This is a genomic window from Nocardia aurantiaca (assembly GCF_009708175.1).
Classification (GTDB): domain Bacteria; phylum Actinomycetota; class Actinomycetes; order Mycobacteriales; family Mycobacteriaceae; genus Nocardia; species Nocardia aurantiaca.
Genome location: NZ_WMBB01000016.1, coordinates 62,248 through 84,915 on the forward strand (window position 1 = coordinate 62,248; position 22,668 = coordinate 84,915).

A 22,668-nucleotide genomic window follows, 5' to 3' on the forward strand; every position below is an offset into this window, starting at 1 on the left:
AAGAACGGAATTCGGCAATGACGCAGACATCAATCATCGGCTGGGAGCGCGACGGCGACATCGTCGTGCTCACCATCGACGATCCCGCGGCCTCGGCCAACACGATGAGCGACGAGTTCTTCGGATCACTGACGGCGACGATCGACAGGCTGGAGGAGGAGCGTGAATCCGTGCGCGGAGTCGTCCTGACCTCGGCCAAGAAGACCTTCTTCGCGGGTGGCAACCTCGACGACCTGATCGCCACTACACCCCAGGACGGCCCCCGCTGGGTCGAATCCTGCAACAGCGTCAAACGGCAGTTGCGCAGGCTGGAGACGCTGGGAATACCCGTGGTCTCGGCGATCAACGGCGCCGCGCTCGGAGGCGGGCTCGAGCTCGCACTGGCGACCCACCATCGCATCGCCTGCGCCCAGGGCGTGGTCGTCGGGCTGCCCGAGGTGGGCCTCGGCCTACTTCCCGCCGCCGGAGGAATCGTCCGGACGGTGCGGCTGCTCGGCCTGCAACGGGCGTTGAGCGATGTCCTGCTGAGCGGCAAGCGATTCCGTCCGCGCGAAGCGCTCGAACTCGGTCTCGTGCACGAGGTTGTGCCCTCCGTCGAGGACCTCGTACCGACCGCCAAGGCATGGCTCGAGACCGATCCCGACCCCGTTCAGCCTTGGGATGTCAAGGGCTACACCATTCCCGGCGGGACACCGGCCGATCCTGCAGTGGCGGCCCACCTTCCGCTGCTCACCGCTCAGTTGCGCGCCAAGTCCAAGGGCGCCCCGGCACCCGCGCCGCTGGCGATCCTGGCGGCGGCGGTCGAGGGCGCGCAGGTCGACTTCGATTCCGCCGGACTCATCGAGACGCGCTATTTCGTGCCCCTGGTCACCGGCCAGATCGCCAAAAACATGATCCAGTCGGCCTTCTTCGATATCCAGACCGTGCAGAGCGGTGCGAGTCGTCCGGCCGTCGGTACGAAGTACAAGGCGAAGAAGGTCGGAATTCTGGGCGCGGGGATGATGGGCGCGGCCCTGGCCTACGTCTGCGCGCGCGCCGGGCTGGAGGTCGTTCTGAAGGACCTCACCCTCGCAGCCGCGGCCCGCGGCAAGGGCTATGCGGAGGCACTGGAGGCCAAGGCGGTAGCCCGTGGGGCGACCACCGCGGAGAAGTCCGCCCAGTTGCTGCATCGCATCACGGCGACGGCGTCGCGTGAGGACTTCGCGGGCGTGGACTTCGTGGTGGAGGCCGTGTTCGAGGACGCCGCGCTCAAACAGCGAGTATTCCAAGAGATTCAGGACATCGTCGAGCCGAATGCAGTGCTCGGCTCCAACACCTCCACCTTGCCGATCACCGAGCTCGCCGAAGGCGTGCACCGGCAGCAGGACTTCATCGGCATTCACTTCTTCTCGCCCGTCGACAAGATGCCGCTCGTGGAGATCATCACCGGAAAGAACACCGCGCCGGAGACGCTGGCCAAGGTCTTCGACTTCACCCAGCAGATCGGGAAGGTGCCGATCGTGGTCAACGACAGCCGAGGCTTCTTCACCAGCCGCGTGATCATGACCTTCCTCGACGAGGCGGTCGCAGCGGTCGGAGAAGGCGTCGACCCGGCGATCATCGAACAGGCCGGCGCCCAGGCCGGATACCCGGCACCCCCGCTGCAGCTGCTCGACGAACTCACGCTGACCCTGCCCCGCAAGATTCGCCACGAGAAGCGCATCGCGCTCGAGGCCGCGGGTGGCGCCTGGACCGCGCACGGTTCGGAAGCGGTGGCTGACAAGATGATCGACGAGTTCGCCCGCCCTGGCCGATCCAGTGGGAGAGGGTTCTACGACTACGACAAGGCCGGTAAGCGGCTGGGTCTGTGGAGCGGGCTGCGCGACGCCTTCGCTGCCGGGTCCGCCACGATCCCATTCCGGGATCTGCAGGAGCGCATGCTGTTTGCGGAGGCGATCGAAACCGTGCGTTGTTTCGACGAAGGTGTTCTGACCTCCGTCGCCGACGCGAACATCGGGTCGCTCTACGGCATCGGGTTCCCCGCCTGGACCGGCGGCGTCATGCAGTACATCAACGGCTATGACGGCGGCCTGCCAGGGTTCGTGGCTCGGGCGCGGGAACTCGAGGAGCGTTACGGCGCTCGCTTCACCCCGCCGGAGTCCCTGGTGGCCAAGGCCGCTCTTGGTGAGTCCTACCGCTAGCGCAAGCCGCCCGCAAATCTTGACAACGCCTGTATCTCATATCACAATTATGGGATACGAGCGTTGTTGGATACGAGCGTAGTCAATATTGCAACATGCGCTCGCCTCCGCGATCAACGCCGATCATGGAGGTCCAGGACTCGTGGCAATGCCAGGGTGGCGGGAGCTGGAAGTATGCTACGGCGCTTGCTTCGCCCCGTCGGAGTCCCTGGCCAAGCCCGCCCTAGGCGAGTCCTACGGCTAGTGCGTCACCGGAAAGGTTGACACGATCATGACTGAGGACGGCGACCGGCGATGACCGCCGATGAATGGCTTCCGCCCGAAGGTGATGTTCATGTGCGAATCTGGCTGGCCGGCATCGTCTTCGATTACACGGCCACTGCTGCGGCGGCGCGTAATTTGATTCACGATTGGCGTCAAAGGCGTTGGTGTGCAATCGAATTGATATGCGACACCATCGACGACCTGCGGCTGCTGCCGCGCCTGCCGTGTGAGCGGCTGTTCCTTGGTTCGTGACCGGTGTTGACCAGCTTTCTCGGGGGATGGCATCGATGTAAGTCTTCGGCCAGTCTTGACAACGCCCGTATCCTACTAGACGATTGTAGGGTGCAGGTGTTGTCAGGTATGAGCGTTGTCGCGATGCGTTCCACTGTGACTGCCTGCGCGATCAATGTCGATCAAGGAGATCCGGGGCCTCATGGCAACCAGGAAACAAGATCAGGTCAAACAGGACGAGACCGAGGCGAAGTTCCAGGCAGCGCCCGAGCGTCGAACCCTCCGCAAGCCGGCGCCTGCCTTCATTCAGGGCAATCGATCCGAGCCCATTCGTGTGTACAACGAGGACGAACTTCAGCGCATGACGACGCGGTTCTTCGTTGAAATGGAGCAGCAGCTCCGTCGGTGCCTCGTAGTCGTCGACGCCGACGGCGACTACGAGGCACCCGGTTCCGCAATTGCAGCTTCGGCGAAAGAAGTTGCAGTCATTCGGCGTTCGCCGCGCGTCGTACGGCGGCCTCGATCATCGGAACGAAATACTTGCGCGCCAGTGCGCGGGCATAGACATCGGTTTCCATGGGAAGATTTCCGGTCGGTGCGAAAAGCAGGGATGCGAACAGTCGCACCATTACTTCGGCGAGCCCGAGCATTTCGCTGAAGGGCAGGGATTCGGTGCTCAGCGTCGTCGCGATGGCTGTAACGACCATCTCCCGGTTGGTGCTGGTCGGATCGGTGAAAAGGTCTGCCAGCAGTTCCGGTTCGAGTTTCCGGAGGGACGCGAGCAGGTCGTTCTGATATGCGGCCCGAGCGGCGAGCACGAATGCTTCCTCGGTGCGTGCTCCCGGATCGTCGATCGCCAGAATGTCGGTGGTGATGCTCGAGAAGTAGCTGACAGCCTCGTTGCTGATCACGGCACGGAATATCGCGTCCTTGTCGCCGAAGCGGCGGTACAGCGTCGGCCGGGAGACACGGGCTCGCCTGCAGATGTTCCCTACGGCGGCCGTTCGGAAGCCGTGATCCACGAACTCGGTCCGTGCTGCGGCCAATATGCGCAATTGCTCTGGATCGGCCTGGCCTCGCGGGTTGGGCTCTTGGTTTCCGCTCAGCAGTTTCGTCAGATCCATGTGCGCATCCTAGCTGTCGGGCCATCATGGCCTGGCCCGCTGTCGCGTCCGTTCGGCGGTAACGCATACCGCTGCTGGGTAATTGAATTGGTCATTTGCCCACATTTCCTCTCCTGATCGGTGATGTACAACCGTCTGCCTGATGGACTAGCCAGAATCCTTTGCGGCAGCTAGTGTGACGAGCACCACCAATGAAACATCGGAACAATAGTTTTTCAACAGTTCAGATCAAACCAGCGTTGGGTCAGCCGCTGGATCCAGGGGAAAAATGTCCACAGGCACAGAAGTAATGCTGCCGGCGGCCGAATTCGTCGAACGGCCCTCGGTCAGGCGCGTCATCCGGAAGAACGTCTCCGACACCGCTGTGTCTGCGTTGCGGACCTTCGGCCGAGCGGTCGAACTGGGGTGTCATTCCGCAATAGGCGCGGTCGGCGATATCGCGCGCCGACGCTTCCAGTGGCGTGAAACCCTTTTTCAGGGTTGGTATTTCGTCTCGGTCACCGCTTTGCCCGCCATTCTCATGGCGATTCCGTTCGGTGTCATCGTGTCGGTCCAGGTGGGCAATCTGATCCATCAGCTGGGTGCGGATTCGCTCATCGGCGCGGCCGGCGGACTCGGGGTGATCAAGCAGGGTGCGCCGGTCGCGACCGGTCTACTGCTCGGCGGAGCCGGTGCGGCGGCGATCGGGGCGGACCTCGGGGCCCGGACCATTCGGGAGGAGATCGACGCGCTGCGGGTGATGGGCGTCGATCCGGTGCACCGGCTGGTCATTCCACGTGTCGTGGCGATGGTGCTGATCGCGCCGCTGCTCAATATCTTGATCATCTTCGTGGGCGTCACCGCCGGGTATCTCGTCGCGGTGACCGCCCAGGGGGTGACCTCCGGCAGCTACTGGCTGACCTTCGGCTCGTTCACCGTTGTCGCGGATGTCTTTGTGTCACTGGCGAAATCAGCGCTGTTCGGCCTACTTGTCGCCGTCATCGCCTGCCAGCGCGGCCTGGAAGCCAAGGGCGGTCCGCGCGGCGTCGCCGACGGTGTGAACGCCGCGGTGGTGCTGTCGGTCGTCGCGCTGGTCCTGGTGAACTTGGCCATCACACAGCTCACCGCGATGTTCCTCCCCGTGAGGCTGGCGTGATGGCCGCGGCTCCCTACACGCCCAAGGGCCTCCGCCACCTCGCGCGGTTCATGCGATCGCACAACGTGGCGTCCCCGGTCGAGAATCTCGGGTTCGCCGCCGAATTCGCATGGCAGGTACTCACGTCGATTCCGTTGGCGGCGCGCCATTATCGGGCCCAGACCATCCGGGCCATCACCGATATGACGTGGGGGAACGGCTCGATCATTGTCGGCGGCGGCACCGTCCCGATGCTCATCGTGCTCGGTCTGGCGATGGGCGCCGGTACGGGCATCGAGTCCTTCGCCACGCTCGACATGCTGGGTATGGGCCCGCTGACCGGCATCATCTCCTCGTTCGCCAACACCCGGGAGCTGGCCCCGATCGCCGCCGGTATCGGGTTCGCCGCACAGGCCGGTTGCCGGATGACCGCGGAGATCGGCGCGATGCGGATCTCGGAGGAGATCGATGCGCTGGAATCACTTGGGCTGCGATCGATTCCATTCGTGGTCAGCACGCGGGTGATCGCGGGCGCGGTGGCAGTGGTGCCGACCTTCCTGGTCGCGCTGATTCTCGGCTACCTGTCGTGCCAGACGATGATCGTGGCCCTGCACGGCCAAGCCGCCGGAGTGTACGACCACTACTTCTTCCAGTTCGTCAGCGGATGGGACGTCATAGCCGCGACCATCAAGGTGCTGGTGTTCGCCACCGCGGTCATCCTGATCCATTGCTATCAAGGTTTTTTCGCCAGCGGCGGCCCCGAGGGCGTGGGTATTGCCTCCGGGCGGGCGGTGCGGGCGAGTTTCGTCGCGGTGATCGCGCTGGACATGGTGCTGAGCATCGTGCTGTGGGGCGTGCACTCGTCGATCGAGTTCACGGGGTAGAGCAGATGCCGAATTACACCATTCCCGGAATATCGACCTCACGGCGCCGGGTGCTCGCGATCGGTTCCGCGGTGGCCGCGGTGATCGTGGGGGTCGGTCTGACCTGGGTCGGCTGGCCCAGAGACGACGGGCACATGCGCGTGGAACTGCTGACCGAGCAGATCGGCGACGGCATCGTCGTCGGCTCCGGAGTCCGGATCGACGGCGTGGTAGTCGGAACCGTCGACAACATCTCCGACGCGGGCTCGGGTCGACAACGGATCACCCTGGCGTTCAACGACTCCGGGATTCCTGGACTCACCGATCAGCTCGCGGTCGACTATGTCCCCAGCAACCTGTTCGGAATCAGCGAGCTCGAGTTGTCGCGCGGACAGGGCGGTACCCCCGTGCACGGCGGGTCGGTCGTGGATCTGACCCGCACGCACGCGAATCGAGTGCACGACGCCACCATGGGGGCGCTGTTGCGGTCGCTGTCGGACGTGCTCCCCAATGTGATGACGCCGCATCTGACCCAATTGCTGACCCAGGTCGCCGCCGATGTGACCGCCTTCGCCCCGATCCTGGAAGCGCTGATCACCACCACGCGTCTCGCCGCCGAAACACAGCGCCTGGTGCCCTCGGAGCTGGTCGGGAACTACGCCCAGGGCCTGTCGGGCTTCCCATCGCTGCTGTCCGGAAGCGTCGTGCAGCTGAGCAGCTTCGGGCATATCGAGGTATTGCGCAACGACCGCGAATGGTTCGACAACGGGGTGGACCTGGTGGCCAGTCAGCTCTTTCCCGCCATCGGCGCGACCGGCGCGGTCGCGAATCGGTACCTGGGGCCCTACACCGACATGCTCGCACCGTTGTTCACGGCCCTCGCGCATACCGTTCCGGATCCGCAGCGTTCCAGCGCGGAACTGCGACAGCTCCTCGATTCGATCGGCGGTGCCTTCCAGCAGTCTCCGGACGGGCCGGTATTGAATCTGGACGTGACGCTGCGCGGGATGCCTGGTCTGGCGCAACCCTTGCTCGGCGCCGTGTCGGGCGCGCCCGGAGGTGGACGATGAAGTCACTGTCGGGTGTCATCTGGCGGTTGGCGCTGTTCGTGGCGGCGATGGCCGTGCTGGCGACGGTGATCGTGCAGGCCATCGAGCGTCCCGTGGCCGGTCGGGTCGACCACTACACGGCGTTGTTCACCGACGCCAACGGGCTCGAGTCCGGCGATGACGTGCGCATGTACGGGGTGCAGGTCGGCAAGGTGGATTCGCTCACTCTCGACGCCGGCAACAAAGCCCGTGTCCAGCTCACGGTGCGCGACGACCGGCCGGTGTACGACACGAGCACGCTGGCCATCCGCTACCAGAGTCTGACCGGACAGCGTTATGTCGATGTGCGGCAACCGGATCGGCCGGGTATCCGGCTCGCCGCGGGCGCGACCGTCGGCGTCGACCACACCACGCCGTCATTCGACATCACCAAGTTGTTCAACGGGCTCAAACCCGTCCTGGCCGAGTTCTCACCCGAGGCGCTGAACCAGTTCAGCACCAGCCTGCTGGCCGTCATCGAGGGCGACGGCAAGGGCATCGGCCCCGCACTCGACGCCATCGACAAGCTCAGCGGCTACGTCAGCGACCGGCAGGCGGTGATCTCGGTCTTGATCCACAACATGCGCGGCGTCGCCGACCAGCTCGGCGGCCGGTCACCGGAGACGGTCACGCTGCTCGGGGGACTGGTGCAGGTGTTCGTGGTGCTGCGGCAGGAGGTGGAGGGTGTCGTCGACCTCGCCGATACCGCCCCCTCGGTGCTGGAACCGCTCGATGAGCTGGCGGCGACGCTCGGGCTGACCCCGGGCGCCAATCCGGATCTCGACAGCCTGCTGCGGGCGGTGTTCCCGGATCCCCAGGCTGCCGTCGATCTGCTCGGCAGGCTGCCCGGACTGCTGGAGACCTTGAATGCACAACTGCCCGCGGCGAATTCGGCCGCGACACCGCCCTGCTCGAAAGGAAACGCACCGGTGCCCACAGCGCTGCAGGTGCTCATCGCAGGACAAAGGATTTCGATATGCAACGGCTGAGCCGACTCTGGACGGGACGGATGCGACGCGGGCAATTCCCGGTCGATCACGCGGCGGCACGAGCGCATCGCGAGCTGCGGTTCGGGATTGTCGGCGCGGCCGTCGTGGTGGGGATCCTGATCGCCGCCGGTGTCGTTTACGTGGTGCCGCTCGGTAAATCGACCTATACGGCCGAGCTCGCCGAAGCGGGCTCGGTGAAGGTTGGTGACAGCGTGCGGATAGCGGGAGTCCCGGTGGGAGCGGTCACCGCGCTCGACCTGCTCGACGACCGGGTGCGCATGAAGTTCACCGTCGACTCGCATGTCGCCGTCGGCGACCAGACCACTCTCGAAATCCGCATGCTCACCGTCGCCGGCGGGCACTATGTCGCCGTTCAGCCATCGGGGACCAAGGCGCTGGGGTCGAAATCTATCTCTGTCGACCGTGTTTCGCTGCCGTACAGCCTGGTACAGACCTTCAGGGACGCGGCCGCGCCCATCGGGAACATCGACGCGGGCACACTGCGTGAGAACTTCACCGCTCTGCGAGACGCGCTGACCACCACACCCGACGGCATCCGCCAGATGGGCACCGCGCTGGACTCGATCGTCGCCATCCTGCAGCACCAGAACGCCGACATCTCGCGGACGCTGACCGTCGCCTCCGAATTCGCCACCACGCTCGACTCGGTGAAATCCCGGGTCGGTCAGCTGATCGGCAGCATCGGAGAGATCGAGACCGTCACGGCCGCCAAACGGTCGGAGATCCGTCGGGCGATGGTCATGACCGCCGACCTCACGTCGCGGCTCGCCGCACTGGAACCCAGCTGGAACACCACGTTGAAGCCGATGTCCGATGCTTTCGTCGCTGCCCTGCCGCAGCTGCAGGAGCTGGGACAGCGTCTCGACGGAGTGATCACCTCACTGAGCGCCATGGGGCAGCATCTGCAATCGCTGATAAGCCCCACCGGAGACATTACGGTCGACCGGTCCGCGACGACGGTCTCGCTGCCCGCGGTATGCATTCCGCTTCCCGGACAGGGGTGCTGATGCTGTACCGCTTCCTCGCCTCGCGCGGGTTCATCTCCATGCTCGGCGCACTGGTCCTGACCGCGGCCGCGACCGCGGCGTACCTGACGGTCGTGACACCGCCTCGGGCAATGCAGAGCTATTGCGCGATCATGCCCGACGCCATCGGACTCTATCCGGGCAACCATGTGACGATGCTCGGGATCACCGTGGGCTCCGTCACCGGCATCCGACCCGAGAACGGCACGGTACGAGTCGATTTCGCGGTCGAACGGGCTCATCCGCTGAGGGGCGCGGTGAGCGCGACGACCGTGTCCGACACGCTCGCCGCCGATCGCAACCTTGCTGTGCTGTCCGACGGGAAGGCCGCGAATCGCTGGAATCCCGGTGAGTGCATCACCAAGACCCTGACGCCCAAGAGCATGACGAGGACCCTCGCCGCTATTACCGATCTGTCCAAACAGCTCAACGCCGATGGCGGTGGCGCGGTCGCGGGGGGAATGAACGCCCTGAACGACGCGACGTCGGGCACTGGACCGCGGATGAACGAAATGATCCGCACGCTCGGTGCGGCCTTGAATTCCCCGGATGCCGCGATCGGCCACATCGGCGAACTCATCGACGCGCTGGCGTCGCTTTCGTCCAGCGCGCTGGCCAACTGGCCCGAGATCAAGGCGACCCTGGCGGGATTCGGTCCGCTCTTCGACCTGACCGACAACGATATTCTCATGCAGGGCTGGGAAATCGGAGAATCGCTGCGCTTTTTGGTGCCGTGGCTCAACGGCCTCGCCCGGCAGTACGGTGGGCCGCTGCTCGGTGGAATCGATGCCGCCGCACCGTATCTGCACCTGCTGGCCGCGCATATCGGCAGCGTCCGTCAACTGATCGGCATGGTACCGACTCTCATCTCGGCATTTCAGCAATCGACGGATCAGGCGACCGGCATGCCCAAACTGATCTACGCGGCCCCGCACGTGGCCATGCCGCAATCCGACGCGGATCAGATCTGCGCGGCGTTGAACGCGGTCATGCCGGGCAGATGCGCGGACGCGGGCGGGGGACTGGCGGGTATGAATCTGGCGGGAATCGTGCTCGGAATGGCGGGTGCCCGATGAAGAGCAGCAAAACTCTTGCAGCAGTGCGTTTTTCGGCGCTCGCCGTGGCGGTGAGCGTGGGTTCGGCTCTGGCAGGCTGCGGCTTCGATCCCACGTCGATCCCGGTGCCGGGCAGCACTGTCTCCGGCCCGACCTACCGGGTGCACATCGAGTTCTCGAGTGCGCTCAACTTGCCGGCGCATGCCAAGGTCACCGCCAACGGGCGCACCATCGGCAGCCTCGACAGCGTCCGCGTGATCGACCCGTCCGCGAACGGCAAGGGGTATGTCATTGCCGACGTGGACATCTCGCGGGGAGTCCGGCTACCGGCCTCGACCACCGCGCAACTGCGCCAGAACACGGTCCTGGGTGACATCTACCTCGCGTTGACCACGCCCCCGGACGGATTCGGCGCGACGATACCCGACAACGGTCTCATCCCGCTCGACCGAACTCGCCCGCCGCTGCAGATCGAGGACCTGCTCAGTGGCTTGGCGACCTTCGTCGGCGGGGGAGCGGTCACGCAGTTCCAGGACATCGTCAATCGGCTCAATGCCGGCCTGCCCGCCGACCCGCGTGAGACCGCCAGCCTGTCGAGTCTGCTGGGGACCGATTTCACCGACCTCGCGACCCATCTGGATCAGGTATCGGCGTTGGGCCGCACACTGGAGGCCGATGTGGATTCGATCGCGCAGGTGCGCGACGGTCTGGCCGAGCTGCTGTCGAAGGACGGCGCGACGCAGGTCACGGTCGCCACCACCTCGATCGCGCGCATGCTGGGCCTGCTGGGGGCGATCGGCACCATCCTCCACGGCGTCGATTGGCTCCACTCGATCGTCGTCTCGGGTGACGCCGCCGCTGAAGCGCTTGTCCCGCTGCTGTTCACGGGACGGCCGCTGGACCTGAACGCGCCCTCCAACCTCAATCGCCTGACCTCGCTGCTGCGCGATGTGGTGATTCCGTTCGTCGAGAAGGGCCCCAAGGTGAACATCACCGGCTTGCATATCGCGGACGCCGCGCCGATCCCCGGCGATGACCAGGTGGATCGAATCCTGGCCACCCTGCGCATGATCGGAGCCGTGCGGTGAAACCGAGTTCGTTGCTGTCTCTGGGAGCGATCACAGCCGTCTTCGTGGTCGGCGTGTCCTACATGAGCTTCGGCGTCGTCCGAGTCGACTGGCTCACCCGATACGACACCTTCACCATGGCGCTGCCGGATTCGGCCGGGCTGGTTCAGCATTCCGCCGTGCTGCTATCGGGCGTGAAGATCGGCGAGATCACAGCGGTGTCGGTGGTAAGCACCGGCGCGCAGGTTCAGCTGCGCGTCCGCGACGAATACCGCGTTCCCGCGGCGAGTTCGGTGTCCATCGAGCAGCTGTCCGCGCTGGGTGAGCCGTACGTGGAGTTCGCACCGAAAGGTGCGGGCGGTCCCTACCTCCGCGACGGACAGCGCATCGACACCGCGAAACTGACCGCACCGCCTTCCATCCCGGAGATGGCGCGTGCCGTCACCGGTCTCCTGGCCCAGGTCGATCCGAAAGCCATTTCCTCACTTGTCGATACCTTCCTGCAGGGCTTGTCCGGCACCGAGCAGATCGTGCCCGAGCTCTCGCGGTCGACCGACCTTCTCGCCGCCACCCTGCTCAGCCGCACACCCCAACTGCGGGAGTTGATGAGCAATCTGCAGGCGCTCGGCGCCGATATCGACTGGATGGGACCGGACATGGACGCCGGCGGACCCTACTGGGGGCAATTCGGCGTGTGGGTGAAGCGGGTCGTGGACAAGGTCGAATCGGTCTTGCGTATCGGCAAGGTTCCCGACGACTACGTCACCGGCACCGGGCTGTTGCCTTTCCTGCAGCAGCTCGACGGTCGGCTGGAGAAGATCGGACCCGATCTGCTCGGGCTTGCTCCGGTGCTCCAGCCCGCTGTCACGGACGCGACCGCCGCCGCGGGGCGAATCGACCTCGGCAGCCTCATCAGTCAGGCGCTGCACGCCACCGGCGATGGCCGGTCGTTGCAGTTGTCCATCGACGTCAAATGATCCAGACGTCAGATGATCCATCGGTAACAGTAAGGCGGACAGATAATGACTACCGAGACCCTCGAATCAGCGACCGACGCACACGAGGAAGCCCCCGCGGCACCACATTCCGGCGCGCGCTGGACCTTTTCACTGCGGTTGTCCACAGTGACGACCGCGGCCGGGGCCCTGCTCGCCGTCGCCGCGATCGTGGTCCTCGCGGTGCTGCTGTGGTCGACCCGTGACGATCTCGCTGCGCGCGATGCTGTCGTCCGCGACAACGGAAGGGCCGAGCAGGTCGCGTCAGACTATGCGGTGGGCGCGTCGACGATCGACTACAAGGACGCCGCTGCATGGCTCGGCAAGTTGCAGGCGGGCACCTCGCCGCAGCTGGCCGACAGGTTCAAGAGCACCGCCCCGCAACTGCAGGCGATTCTCACTCCGCTGCAATGGAGTTCGACAGCGACTCCGATCACCGCGAAGGTCATGTCGGAATCGAGCGGAATCTTCAAGGTCAACGTGTTCCTCAACGTCACCTCGACGAGTGCGCAGACACCCCAGAGCACCCAAACCACCGTCACTTACAGCGTCACCGTGGACCGGAACTCCGATTGGAAGATCACCGATGTGGGCGGCCTCGATGGTGCCTTGCCTGTGAAATGACGGACGGGAAAGAGCTGCGGGCCTCGGGACTCGACTACGTGAGCATTGCCAGCGCGACCGATGGCCCACTGGCATCCCAGGATTCGTGCCCCGGCTCGGATACCGGGCACGAATCCTGGGTGTGCGGTGCCTTGGGCGGAGAGCACACCCGATTCGAGTCCACCGGCTGAGATCTTCTGTCTGCGGTGGTGGGGGAGGTCTCGCGGGCGCGAACGAGAGGTCGCGCCCGCGAGACCGGGGCACTGCCGTTGCCGGGGGTGCGTCGTTGCAGTGACCCATGCGCAGTGTGTGACCCGAGTATCGCGTTGCTCGGATTGGTCGATTGTGTTGTACACAGGCAGGATTCGTTTTCGGGATAGGACTGTTCGCGAAGTGGCTGGCGTCGGTCCGAATACGTGGCGGCAAACCGGTAGGGGAAGTGACGAGAATGCTGGCTCGAGGTGGAAAATCCATTGGCGGACGGGCGATGGTACCCGTCTCGCGGACCCGGTCACAGGTCAGCGAGACGGATTCCGGCGTCGCCTTGGTGAAGAGTCTGGTGATCGATCATCGCCTCGTAACGTGCGATCCGCCGCGGGTCGTCCTCGACGTGGGCACGGTCGAAGTCGGGGGCTTCGACGGTTGGCGAGGACCGGAGGTGGCGCCGATCCGACCCTGAACAGGGTCGGATCGGCGTATCGGTCAGATCGCGCTCGCCAGGCGGGTGGCCTCGTCGATGGCGCCGACGGCGTCCAGTTCGGCGGCGATATTGGCGCCGCCGATCAGCCGGGTTTCGATGCCGCGCTCGGCGAGCGCATGGTGAAGCGCGCGATTGCTCTCCTGGCCCGCGCACACGATGATCGTGTCGCACTCGTGAACATGGGTCTGGCCGGCCACGGTGTAGTGCAGGCCCTCGTCGTCGATGCGGTCGTACTGCGCGCCGGTCACCTCGGCGACGCCCGCTTTGCGTAGTCGACTGCGCAGGATCCAGCCAGTGGTCTTGCCCAAGCCGCGGCCCATCGCTTCGGGTTTCCGCTGGAACATGGTGATGTCGTGGGCGGGCCGGGTCTCCGTCGACGACTCGGCCAGGTCCCCGCGCCGACCCGAATCCGGCTCGGCCACACCCCATTCGCGGAGGAACAGCTGGGAGTCGAGCGACGATCGTGGATTGCCGACGAGGAATTCGGCGGTGTCGAATCCGATGCCGCCGGCGCCGATAACGGCCACTCGTGGCCCGGGCGTGACGCGACCGGACAGGACCTCGACGTAGGACACCACCTTCGGGTGGTCGATGCCGGGCACCTCTGGTCGCCGCGGTGTCACACCCGTGGCCAGAACGATCTCGTCGTATTCCTCGGCGGCCAGTTCATCGGCGTCCACCGGCTTGCCCAGCCGCACGTCGACACCGACGCGTTGCAGACGGACACGGTGGTAGCGGATGGACTGGTCGAATTCGGATTTGCCGGGAACGACTTTGGCCAGGTTCCATTGTCCGCCGAGCTCGTCCGCCGCATCGTAGAGGGTCACGGCATGGCCGCGCTCGGCGGCGGTGAGCGCGAACGCCATACCGGCCGGTCCGCCCCCGACGACTCCGATGCGCTTGCGAACGGCGGCCGATTCGGTGAGGAACTCGAGCTCCCGCCCAGCCCGCGGGTTGACCATGCACGAGGCCGTGCGATCGGTGAAGATGCGATCCAGGCACGCCTGGTTGCAGGCGATGCATGTATTGATCTCGTCGGCGCGGCCGGTGCGCACCTTGAGCGCGAAGTCGGGATCGGCCAGCAACGGGCGCGCCATGGAAACCAGATCCGCGGTCCCGTCCTCGAGCAGCGCCTCGCCGACGTCCGGATCGTTGATTCGGTTGGAGGCGATCACGGGAACGGAGACCGCCGCCTTGATACGACGGACGGCGAAGGCCCACGCCGCGCGCGGAACGCTCGCCGCGATGGTGGGCACGGCCGACTCGTGCCAGCCGATGCCGGTATTGATGGCGTCGGCGCCGGCCGCCTCGACCCGGCGGGCGAGTTCGGTGATCTCGTCGCCGGTCATGCCGTCCTCGACGAGCTCGGTCGAGGAGATGCGATAGATGAGAAGGAAATCGGGACCGAGGCGCTCGCGAATCCGGCGCACGATCTCCACCGGCAACCGGAGCCGGCCGTCGAGATCGCCGCCGAATTCGTCGGTGCGATCGTTGGTTCGCGGGGAGACGAACTCATTGATGAGGTAGCCCTCGGAGCCCATGATTTCGACGCCGTCATAGCCGACCCCTCGCGCCAGCTCCGCGGCGTGGACGTACTGATCGATGATCTCCCAGATCTCGGCGGTGTCGAGTACCCGCGGCGCGTACCGGTTGATGCTGGCGCGTTGCGCGGACGGGCCAACGCACTCGGGCACTTTGGCGTAACGACCGCCGTGCAGTAGCTGCAGCACGATCGAAGACCCAGCCTCGTGCACCGCCTCGCACATCGCGCGGTGTGTGTCGAGCTCGTGCGTGTCGTCCATGACACCGGAGTCGTGGGCGTCGAAGCGGCCGTCGGGATGAGGCGAGTAGGCGCCGGTGATGATGAGCCCGACTCCGCCGCGGGCTCGTTCGCCGTAGAAGGCGGCCAATCGCTCCGCCGGTCGGTCGAGGGTTTCCAGGCGGGTGTGGATCGCGCCCATCACCATGCGGTTGGGCAGCGTGACCGGGCCCAGGCGCAGCGGGGCCAGCAGGCGCGGATGTGAAACGGTTGACAGCGGTCGCGTCACGAGGACTCCAGGGTAGGGCTGGTCGGGCGTGGTTCGACTCGACGGCGGGGGTGAGCCGGGAGGTAGGTCAGTACGACTTCGGCAAGCCCAGGCTGTGCTGGGCAACGTAATTGAGGACCATCTCGCGATTCACGGGTGCGATGCGCAGCACGCGCGCGAGACCCCATAGGGGGATCAGGCCGTATTCGACAGACATCCCGTTGCCGCCGTGGGTCTGAATGGCCGCGTCCACGGCGGCGAGAGCGGCTTCCGCGGCGGCGTACTTGGCCATGTTCGCCGCTTCTCCCGCGTGCTCGCCCTGATCGTGCAGCCATGCCGCGCGGGCGGTCATCAGCGCCGCCGCCTCGACCTCGATCTTCGCCTTGGCCAACGCATGCGAGACACCCTGGTGCTTTGCGATGGGGCTGCCCCACACGGAACGTTCGCGGGCGTAATCCGCGGCTCGCTGCAACGCGTAGCGCCCGATGCCGACACACAGCGCCGCACCGAGAATGCGTTCGGGGTTGAGCCCGTGGAAGACCTGGACGAAACCGTCCCCTTCGCTTCCGACGAGCCGGTCGGCGCCGACCCGGACGCCGTCGAAGAAGAGGGTGAACTGCTTCTCGGGCAACTGGGCGGCGACCGGCAACGGCTGGCGGACCAGGTTGGGCGCGTCGGAGTCCACGATGAACAGTGTCAGCTGTCCCCGTCCGGTATCCGGATCGATTCCGGTTCGGGTCACCACCAGCACCGCGTCGGCTTCGTCCACGCCCGAGATGTAGTACTTGGTGCCGCGCAGGATCCACTCGTCGCCGTCGCGTTCGGCGGTTGTCGAGAGCTTGTGTGAGTTGGATCCGGCGTCCGGTTCGGTGATCGCGAAAGCCATCTTCGTGCGGCCGGAGGCGAGCGGCGGCAGCCAGCGCGCACGCTGTTCCTCGGTGCCGTAGTGGGCGATCACCTCACCGCAGATCGCGCCGGACACCAGGAGCAACAACAGCGGACAGCCCGCGCTGGCCGACGCTTCGGTGACGATCGTGAGTTCGGCGAGTCCGGCGCCGCCGCCGCCGCAGTCCTCCGGCAGATTGACCCCGATGAAGCCCGCATCACCCAATGCCTGCCACAGCTCGGTGGTGGGCTCGCCCGCCATCGCCTTGGCGGCGTAGTAGTCGCCACCGAACTTGCGCACGACATTCGTCACCGCTTCGCGCAGTGCGCCTTCGTGTTCGGTCTCGATGAACTCCATCAGTACTCCTTCCCAAGGGGCACGCTGAACACAGTCGTATCCCGCTTCGTGCAGAACATAAGTTACTTTAAATTCACTAAGACTGGTAGTCCTGACTGCGGCTCCCGTGTCGGAGCGGCCTCGGGTGGCGATCCCTTAACGATGTGATGCGAGCGCTGATCCTGGTTGTGAAGGCGATCGCATCGTGCTAACTTCCGGAAGTGAATTGAGATTTACTAACTCGAAGAGGGCTGCTCGGCTTGCGGGTGTCCGGCGAGAAGGAGTCGTATGAGCACGGCCATCCGGTCCGAGACGAGCCCCCTCCGCTCTCATCTCGATACGAGCTCGCAGAGCTACCGCACCAACGTGGAAGCCCAGCTGCGCAATATCGCGGAACTGAACGAGCAGCTCGAGCTCGTGCTCGCGGGCGGTGGCGAGAAGTACGTGCGCCGGCACCACGAACGCGGACGGTTGCTCGCCCGCGAGCGCATCGAGTTGCTGCTGAATCGCGACGCGCATTTCCTCGAGCTGTCGAGTTTGGCGGCCTGGGGCACGGAGTTCGCGATCGGCGCGAGCGTCGTCACCGGAGTCGGAGTCGTCTCGGGCGTGGAAGTGGTTGTCATCGCCCACGATTCGACCGTGTGCAGCGGCGCCATGAACCCCTGGTCGCTGAAGAAGACCGTGCATCGTTTCGAGGTCCCCGACCTGCCCGGCATTCGAGTCGACTCCGGTATCCGCTCCGGTTTGACGGTCGGCGTGCATTACGACCCGATGCTGGCCAAGGTCATCGCGCACGCCGCCGATCGTGAGCAGGCGGTGCGGCGCCTGGCGCGAGCGCTGTCCGAAACGGTCGTGCACGGTGTGACCACGAACCGTCAGCTGCTGGTCTCGATCCTGCGCGAACCCGAATTCCACTCGGGCGCAATTGATACGGGATATCTGGAGCGCCATGACCATGTTGCGATGAGCCGCAGCGGCAACCCGCGCACCGATGATGTGCACCTGATCGCGGCCACCCTCGCCGGCGCTGCGCGCAGGAGACACAACGCCACCGTGCTGCCTCAACTCACGGCTGGGTGGCGCAATGTCCCGAGTTGCGCGGCGTGGGCGGCGTTCCGGACCGAGGATGACGCCGAACATCGCATCGACTATGACCTGCGGCGCGGCGTTGCCACCGTCGACGACACCGACTACGCGGTGAAGGTCCACGAGTGCGATGCGAACGCATCGATCTCAGCATCGATGGCGTACGCGCTGTCGTGCGGTTGTGCCGTGTCGACGACACCGAATTCGTCGACAGTGGGCTGGGTTCCTCGACACTGTTCGAATCACGACGCTTCACCGACCCCGCCGGGGTGCAGGAGCCGGGTTCGCTTCTCGCCCCGATGCATTCGACCGTGAGCCGAGTGGCCGTCGAGGTGGGCGATTCGGTCAAGGCCGGCGATGTCGTCATCGTCCTGGAGGCCATGAAGATGGAGTACACCGTCACTTCGCCCTATGCCGGTGTGGTCACCGGTCTTCCGGCAGCGGAGGGATCCACCGTCGAAGGCGGCGCGATTCTGGCAGTGATCGAGGAGAAGGACGAGCAATGAGTGGCGCGGTGAGATGTACACGCCGAGGCCCCGATTCGGCATCTGCGATGGTGCGCACCTTATGGAAGGGCCATGATGGCTTTTGACATATCAGGTCTCTGCGATGATCTGCGCGTCGAAAGCGCAGGATTGATCGCCGTATTGGAGGGCCTCAGCCCGGATCAGTGGCGGTTGGATACACCGGCGGTCGGGTGGACGATCGCCGACCAGATCAGCCACCTCGCCTATTTCGACGACGCGGCCGCGCTGGCGCTGACCAGCCCGGAACGTTTCCGCGCGGCAGCGGCCGCGCTCGTCGCACGCGGTGACGATTTCACCGAATACGTTGCGGCCCAATACCGTGCGTGGACCGGATCCGACGTGCTGATCTGGTTCGCCGACGCGCGGGAGTCACTGCTGACGACGTTCGGCGAGGTCGATCCCGCTCGGAAGCTCCCATGGTTCGGACCGCCGATGAGCGCCGCCAGCTCGCTGACCGCTCGGCTGATGGAGACGTGGGCTCACGGCGTCGATGTTCGCGATGCTCTCGGTGTGACGCCTGTCGGCGGAGCGCATCTTCGGCACATAGCGCACCTCGGCTATGTGACAGTCGGATGGAGCTTCGTCGTGCATGGCCGCCCGAAACCCGAACAGCCACTCCGGCTCGAACTCACCGGCCCGGACGGGGCCCAGTGGCAATGGGGACCGGTCGAAGCCGAGGATCGCATCTCTGGTTCCGCGCTCGACTTCTGTCTCCTGGTCACCCAGCGCCGGCATCGGGACGACCTCGACCTGATCGTTGATGGTCCTGTCGCCACCGAATACAGCGCCATCGCTCAGATATTCGCAGGCCCTCCGGGACCCGGCCGAGCGCCGTCCTCGGATGCGACACAAGGTTGATCAGGAGAGCAATGAACCATACCCTCTCGACGAGAACCGAAGGTTCCCTCCACGAACCGCTGCGTCCGGTGCGCATCGCCAACTGTTCGGGCTTCTACGGCGACACACTCGCGGCGGCGCGAAACATGGTCGAGGGCGGGCCGATCGACGTTCTCACCGGCGACTATCTCGCCGAACTCACCATCTTCATCCTCTACCGGGCACGTCGCAAGGATCCGGCGGCAGGCTATGCGAAAACGTTTCTGACACAAGTCGAGGACGTGCTGGGAACGTGCTTGGACCGTGGCGTTCGTATAGTCGCGAATGCGGGCGGCCTGGCTCCGGCGACATTGGCGGAAGAGATCGGCAAGCTTGCCGCGAACCTGGATCTCTCGCCGAAGATCGCCTACGTGGACGGCGACGACATCGTCGATCGGCTGGGCGAGATGCGTTCGGCCGGTGAGGAGTTCAGGCATCTGGATACCGGCAGACCGCTGTCGGATCGGACTGATTCGCCGGTGACGGCCAACGCCTATCTCGGTGGTTGGGGGATCACGCAGGCACTGCGCGCCGGTGCGGATGTGGTGGTTACCGGACGGGTCGCCGACGCGGCGCTGGTTTCCGGCCCGGCGGCCTGGTGGCACGGCTGGGCGCACGACGACTTCGACAGACTCGCGGGCGCGATAGCCGCCGGACATGTGATCGAATGCGGTCCGCAGGCGTGCGGAGGCAACTATCCGTTCCTCGATGAGATCACCGACCGGCGCTATCCCGGCTTCCCGCTCGCCGAGATCGCCGCCGACGGCTCGTCGGTGATCACCAAACACCCTGGCACCGGCGGCATCGTGTCGACGGGTACGGTCACCGCCCAACTGCTCTACGAGATCGGCGATCCCGCCTATGCGGGCCCGGATGCGGTGTCGCATTTCGACACCCTCGAACTGACCCAGCAGGCGCCGAACCGCGTCGAGATCAGCGGGGTGCGCGGGTCGGCACCGCCGGACCGGCTGAAGGTCGCGATGAACTTCCTAGGGGGTTACCGGAACACGATGACCTTCGTGATCACCGGCCTTGACATCGAGGAGAAGGCGCGATGGGCGCGTCAGCAGATGTTCGAACTGCTCGGCGGCGAAGAGCGGTTCGACGAGGTCGATGTTCAGTTGCTGAGGTTCGACCACGCCGACGCCGACCGGAACGCGGAGGCCACCGCGCACCTCCGCGTTACCGTCAAAGGCTCCAACGAGCGCGTAGTAGGCCGCGAATTCTCCGGCGTGGCAACCGCTATGGCTGTCGGCGGCTACGCCGGCCTGCATACCACCACACCTCCCACCCCGGCCAGCGTCTTCGGGGTCTACTGGCCGACACTGCTCCAGCGGGACCTCGTCGATCACCGCGTCACCTTTCTGGACGGCAAGTGCCACCTGGTGCCGAATCCGCCCGCAGGAGGCTCTGATTCGGGCGGGAGGGCGTCCATCGACCTCCCGGAACCGCCTGACGGCCCCACACGCCGCGTGCCGCTGGGCACGGTGGTCGGTGCGCGCTCCGGCGACAAGGGCGGCAACGCCAACGTTGGGCTGTGGACGCGCGACGAGGTCTCGTATTCGTGGCTGCGATCGTGGCTGGATGTGGAGCGCTTCCGCGAACTCGTGCCCGAGGCGGCCGGCCTCGAGGTGCGCCGCTACGAGCTTCCGAACCTGCGCGCACTCAACTTCGTCATCGTCGGATTGCTCGGCGACGGGGTCGCCGCCTCCACACGTCCCGACCCGCAGGCGAAGGGCCTGGGTGAATATGTTCGCTCGCGCTACGCCGAGATTCCTGAGTCCCTGCTGGACACCGGTCCTGACCGGCACCGGCCCGGCACGCCGACGCGGCCCGATATCGTGGGGCCATGAGCGTCGACAACGAGCCCGCGACTCGGGTGCGCGATCCTGAACGGGCCTCGAAGATCCTCGACGCGGCCGCGGAACTCTTCGCGGCCAAGAGCTTCCACACCGTCAGCCTGGCCGAAATCGGCCAGGCCGCCGGCATCGTCGGATCCGGGATATACCGCCACTTCTCCAGCAAGTACGCAGTCCTCGTCGCACTGCTGGACGATGCGATGACCCGGTTGGCGGCCGACGCCGACGCCATCCTGTCCGACGGCTCCGACAGCGCGGTCACCATGCGTCGGTTGATCGACAGCCAGATCGAGTTCTGTCTGAATCGCCGCCGCCACGTGCAGTTGTACCGCAACGAGGCCAACGCGTTGCAGCCCGAGGACGGGCGCCGCTTGCGCAGAATGCAGCGGCGGTACAACGAGGACTGGACCACGACGCTGCTGGAATTGCGGCCCCAGCTGAGCGAGACCGCGGCCCGTGCGCTGGTCTACGCCGCGATCGCCGCCATCCAATCGTCGGTGACCTACGACAGCGGATTGAGCACGCAAGAGCAGAAGGTGATCCTCGCCGCCGTCGCCGAGACCTGTCTGCAAACGGCCTGGTAGTTGCTCGGTCGCCCCGGGCACGCTGCTGAGATTGGTTGACACCCTTGATGGACAAGTGTCTAGACTCATGATCGCTTTGTGTTCGGATGGCGCTGTGTTTCGGCACGCCCGGAAAGAAGGACATCTCCGATGGTGGTCACAGCGCTGAGGTTGACGATGACCAATACCCCTGGCGCCGATGATATGTCGCGCTATCGCGCGGCTCTCGACATGGCCGAGTACGCCGACGAGCACGGATTCACCGCCGTGGCATGCGAAGAGCATCATCTCGCGCGCAATGGGTGGCTGCCCTCGCCGTTGATCCTGGCGGCCGCCGTGGCCGGGCGTACGCATCGGGTGCGCATCACTGTGTCGGCCTTGCTGGTTCCGCTCTACGATCCGGTGCGGCTGGCCGAAGACATCGCGGTGTTGGACAACCTCAGCGGCGGGCGATTCAGTTTCGTCGCCGGCCTGGGCTACCGGGAAGCGGAGTACCGGGCCCTGGATCGGCAGTGGTCGCAGCGCGGCAAGAGCATGGACGACTGTCTGGGCATTCTGATGAAGGCATGGAGCGGCGACCCGTTCGAACGCAATGGGCAGACTGTGCGGATCACCCCGCTGCCCTATACGAAACCGCATCCGATGATGTTCATCGGCGGGATGAGCGCCGCCGCGGCGCGCCGCGCGGCCCGCTACGGGCTGCCATTCTACCCGCCCATGGCCATGCCCGAGATCGAACAGCTCTATCACGACGAACTCGCCCGCCACGGCACCAGCGGCTTCGTCTACCGTCCTTCCCGCGGCAACACCAGCACCCTGGTCCACCCCGATCCGGAGACCGCCTGGCACGAACTCGGTCCGTACCTGCTGACCGAAACCGCCGAGTATGCCTCCTGGAAGACCGACGGCGTCCCCCGACCCAACGAAGATGCGCTGACCCTCGACGAATTGCGCCGCGGCAGCGCCATTGAAATCGTCACGCCCGACCAATGTCTGGCCGCCATCACCGCCGGCGTCGATCAGATCGTCATCAACCCGCTGGCGGGCGGGATCCCGCTGGACGAAGGCTGGAAAATGTTGCGGCTCTTCACCGAACACGTCCTTCCGGCAGCGGGCTCGGTTGTGGCCACCACCCGCGACTCCTGACCACGCGCACAGTGTCGCGGCGTCTCTCTGGACCGGAACGAAA

General features: G+C 65.5%; 21 protein-coding genes. 18 read left to right on the top strand and 3 right to left on the bottom strand.

Annotated elements, in window-relative coordinates; all coding sequences use genetic code 11:
* Positions 1-17: 17 nt before the first annotated feature.
* A complete protein-coding gene (locus GLP40_RS28685) occupies positions 18-2,180 on the top strand; it encodes a 3-hydroxyacyl-CoA dehydrogenase NAD-binding domain-containing protein (RefSeq protein ID WP_154791139.1) in 2,163 nt (720 codons plus the stop codon).
* A 294-nt stretch (positions 2,181-2,474) separates the two neighbouring features.
* Positions 2,475-2,696 carry a hypothetical protein gene (locus GLP40_RS28690; protein WP_154791140.1) on the top strand — a complete coding sequence of 74 codons (222 nt, stop codon included), beginning with the start codon at positions 2,475-2,477 and terminating at the stop codon, positions 2,694-2,696.
* 464 nt (positions 2,697-3,160) lie between these two features.
* Here the strand turns inward: GLP40_RS28690 and GLP40_RS28695 are convergent, their stop codons facing one another.
* Positions 3,161-3,799, bottom strand: a complete 639-nt coding sequence (locus tag GLP40_RS28695) for a TetR/AcrR family transcriptional regulator (protein ID WP_154791141.1) — start codon at positions 3,797-3,799, stop codon at positions 3,161-3,163.
* 289 nt (positions 3,800-4,088) lie between these two features.
* On the opposite strand from GLP40_RS28695, the gene GLP40_RS28700 reads away from it, so the two are divergent.
* The 10 genes from GLP40_RS28700 (at position 4,089) to GLP40_RS28745 (ending at position 12,810) form a co-directional block, all read left to right on the top strand.
* The gene (locus tag GLP40_RS28700) at positions 4,089-4,934 is read left to right on the top strand and encodes an MlaE family ABC transporter permease (protein ID WP_154791245.1); all 846 of its coding nucleotides are present in this window, start codon (positions 4,089-4,091) and stop codon (positions 4,932-4,934) included.
* On the top strand, positions 4,934-5,797 hold the full coding sequence (locus GLP40_RS28705; protein ID WP_154791142.1) for an ABC transporter permease: 864 nt from the start codon (positions 4,934-4,936) through the stop codon (positions 5,795-5,797). Before GLP40_RS28700 ends, GLP40_RS28705 begins: the two co-directional genes overlap by 1 nt.
* Positions 5,798-5,802: 5 nt before the next feature.
* Entirely contained in the window at positions 5,803-6,846 is a 1,044-nt protein-coding gene (locus GLP40_RS28710; RefSeq protein ID WP_154791143.1) for an MlaD family protein, read from the top strand.
* The gene (locus tag GLP40_RS28715; RefSeq protein WP_154791144.1) at positions 6,843-7,853 is read left to right on the top strand and encodes an MlaD family protein; all 1,011 of its coding nucleotides are present in this window, start codon (positions 6,843-6,845) and stop codon (positions 7,851-7,853) included. Before GLP40_RS28710 ends, GLP40_RS28715 begins: the two co-directional genes overlap by 4 nt.
* The gene (locus GLP40_RS28720) at positions 7,841-8,881 is read left to right on the top strand and encodes an MlaD family protein (protein WP_154791145.1); all 1,041 of its coding nucleotides are present in this window, start codon (positions 7,841-7,843) and stop codon (positions 8,879-8,881) included. Before GLP40_RS28715 ends, GLP40_RS28720 begins: the two co-directional genes overlap by 13 nt.
* Positions 8,881-9,975, top strand: a complete 1,095-nt coding sequence (locus tag GLP40_RS28725) for an MlaD family protein (protein ID WP_196054825.1) — start codon at positions 8,881-8,883, stop codon at positions 9,973-9,975. The genes GLP40_RS28720 and GLP40_RS28725 overlap by 1 nt, the downstream gene beginning before the upstream one ends.
* Before the next feature lie 23 nt (positions 9,976-9,998).
* Positions 9,999-11,042 (top strand): MlaD family protein, encoded by a 1,044-nt coding sequence (locus GLP40_RS28730; RefSeq protein ID WP_328290785.1) that lies wholly within the window; start codon positions 9,999-10,001, stop codon positions 11,040-11,042.
* Positions 11,039-11,998, top strand: a complete 960-nt coding sequence (locus GLP40_RS28735; protein WP_154791148.1) for an MlaD family protein — start codon at positions 11,039-11,041, stop codon at positions 11,996-11,998. The genes GLP40_RS28730 and GLP40_RS28735 overlap by 4 nt, the downstream gene beginning before the upstream one ends.
* 147 nt (positions 11,999-12,145) lie before the next feature.
* Positions 12,146-12,640, top strand: coding sequence for a hypothetical protein (locus GLP40_RS28740; RefSeq protein WP_328290786.1), 495 nt, complete (start codon positions 12,146-12,148; stop codon positions 12,638-12,640).
* Complete coding sequence (locus tag GLP40_RS28745) at positions 12,637-12,810, top strand: hypothetical protein (protein ID WP_154791150.1); 174 nt, start codon at positions 12,637-12,639, stop codon at positions 12,808-12,810. Before GLP40_RS28740 ends, GLP40_RS28745 begins: the two co-directional genes overlap by 4 nt.
* A gap of 511 nt (positions 12,811-13,321) precedes the next feature.
* Here GLP40_RS28745 and GLP40_RS28750 read toward each other — a convergent pair.
* Positions 13,322-15,367, bottom strand: a complete 2,046-nt coding sequence (locus GLP40_RS28750) for an NADPH-dependent 2,4-dienoyl-CoA reductase (RefSeq protein WP_328290787.1) — start codon at positions 15,365-15,367, stop codon at positions 13,322-13,324.
* Between the two features lie 67 nt (positions 15,368-15,434).
* The gene (locus GLP40_RS28755; protein ID WP_154791151.1) at positions 15,435-16,589 is read right to left on the bottom strand and encodes an acyl-CoA dehydrogenase family protein; all 1,155 of its coding nucleotides are present in this window, start codon (positions 16,587-16,589) and stop codon (positions 15,435-15,437) included.
* Positions 16,590-16,856: 267 nt separating this feature from the next.
* Between GLP40_RS28755 and GLP40_RS34150 the strand changes: the two genes are divergently transcribed.
* The 6 genes from GLP40_RS34150 (at position 16,857) to GLP40_RS28785 (ending at position 22,625) form a co-directional block, all read left to right on the top strand.
* A complete protein-coding gene (locus GLP40_RS34150; protein ID WP_154791152.1) occupies positions 16,857-17,969 on the top strand; it encodes a carboxyl transferase domain-containing protein in 1,113 nt (370 codons plus the stop codon).
* A 5-nt stretch (positions 17,970-17,974) separates the two neighbouring features.
* Positions 17,975-18,160 (top strand): biotin/lipoyl-containing protein, encoded by a 186-nt coding sequence (locus GLP40_RS28765; RefSeq protein ID WP_196054826.1) that lies wholly within the window; start codon positions 17,975-17,977, stop codon positions 18,158-18,160.
* A 75-nt stretch (positions 18,161-18,235) separates the two neighbouring features.
* Positions 18,236-19,039 carry a TIGR03084 family metal-binding protein gene (locus GLP40_RS28770; protein ID WP_154791154.1) on the top strand — a complete coding sequence of 268 codons (804 nt, stop codon included), beginning with the start codon at positions 18,236-18,238 and terminating at the stop codon, positions 19,037-19,039.
* A gap of 11 nt (positions 19,040-19,050) precedes the next feature.
* A complete protein-coding gene (locus tag GLP40_RS28775; protein ID WP_154791155.1) occupies positions 19,051-20,910 on the top strand; it encodes an acyclic terpene utilization AtuA family protein in 1,860 nt (619 codons plus the stop codon).
* On the top strand, positions 20,907-21,500 hold the full coding sequence (locus tag GLP40_RS28780) for a TetR/AcrR family transcriptional regulator (RefSeq protein ID WP_154791156.1): 594 nt from the start codon (positions 20,907-20,909) through the stop codon (positions 21,498-21,500). The genes GLP40_RS28775 and GLP40_RS28780 overlap by 4 nt, the downstream gene beginning before the upstream one ends.
* A 156-nt stretch (positions 21,501-21,656) precedes the next feature.
* Complete coding sequence (locus tag GLP40_RS28785; protein WP_154791157.1) at positions 21,657-22,625, top strand: LLM class flavin-dependent oxidoreductase; 969 nt, start codon at positions 21,657-21,659, stop codon at positions 22,623-22,625.
* The last annotated feature ends 43 nt before the right edge of the window (positions 22,626-22,668 follow it).

What these genes read in the sequence shown, in the direction of transcription:
- GLP40_RS28690 (WP_154791140.1), top strand. Translation starts at nt 2,475, where the DNA reads ATGACCGCCGATGAATGGCTTCCGCCCGAAGGTGATGTTCATGTGCGA.
- GLP40_RS28780 (WP_154791156.1), top strand. Translation starts at nt 20,907, where the DNA reads ATGAGCGTCGACAACGAGCCCGCGACTCGGGTGCGCGATCCTGAACGG.
- GLP40_RS28715 (WP_154791144.1), top strand. Translation starts at nt 6,843, where the DNA reads ATGAAGTCACTGTCGGGTGTCATCTGGCGGTTGGCGCTGTTCGTGGCG.
- GLP40_RS28745 (WP_154791150.1), top strand. Translation starts at nt 12,637, where the DNA reads ATGACGGACGGGAAAGAGCTGCGGGCCTCGGGACTCGACTACGTGAGC.
- GLP40_RS28705 (WP_154791142.1), top strand. Translation starts at nt 4,934, where the DNA reads ATGGCCGCGGCTCCCTACACGCCCAAGGGCCTCCGCCACCTCGCGCGG.
- GLP40_RS28785 (WP_154791157.1), top strand. Translation starts at nt 21,657, where the DNA reads ATGACCAATACCCCTGGCGCCGATGATATGTCGCGCTATCGCGCGGCT.
- GLP40_RS28695 (WP_154791141.1), bottom strand. Translation starts at nt 3,799, where the DNA reads ATGGATCTGACGAAACTGCTGAGCGGAAACCAAGAGCCCAACCCGCGA.
- GLP40_RS28755 (WP_154791151.1), bottom strand. Translation starts at nt 16,589, where the DNA reads ATGGAGTTCATCGAGACCGAACACGAAGGCGCACTGCGCGAAGCGGTG.
- GLP40_RS28685 (WP_154791139.1), top strand. Translation starts at nt 18, where the DNA reads ATGACGCAGACATCAATCATCGGCTGGGAGCGCGACGGCGACATCGTC.
- GLP40_RS28710 (WP_154791143.1), top strand. Translation starts at nt 5,803, where the DNA reads ATGCCGAATTACACCATTCCCGGAATATCGACCTCACGGCGCCGGGTG.
- GLP40_RS28725 (WP_196054825.1), top strand. Translation starts at nt 8,881, where the DNA reads ATGCTGTACCGCTTCCTCGCCTCGCGCGGGTTCATCTCCATGCTCGGC.
- GLP40_RS28700 (WP_154791245.1), top strand. Translation starts at nt 4,089, where the DNA reads ATGCTGCCGGCGGCCGAATTCGTCGAACGGCCCTCGGTCAGGCGCGTC.
- GLP40_RS28770 (WP_154791154.1), top strand. Translation starts at nt 18,236, where the DNA reads ATGGCTTTTGACATATCAGGTCTCTGCGATGATCTGCGCGTCGAAAGC.
- GLP40_RS28720 (WP_154791145.1), top strand. Translation starts at nt 7,841, where the DNA reads ATGCAACGGCTGAGCCGACTCTGGACGGGACGGATGCGACGCGGGCAA.
- GLP40_RS28775 (WP_154791155.1), top strand. Translation starts at nt 19,051, where the DNA reads ATGAACCATACCCTCTCGACGAGAACCGAAGGTTCCCTCCACGAACCG.
- GLP40_RS34150 (WP_154791152.1), top strand. Translation starts at nt 16,857, where the DNA reads ATGAGCACGGCCATCCGGTCCGAGACGAGCCCCCTCCGCTCTCATCTC.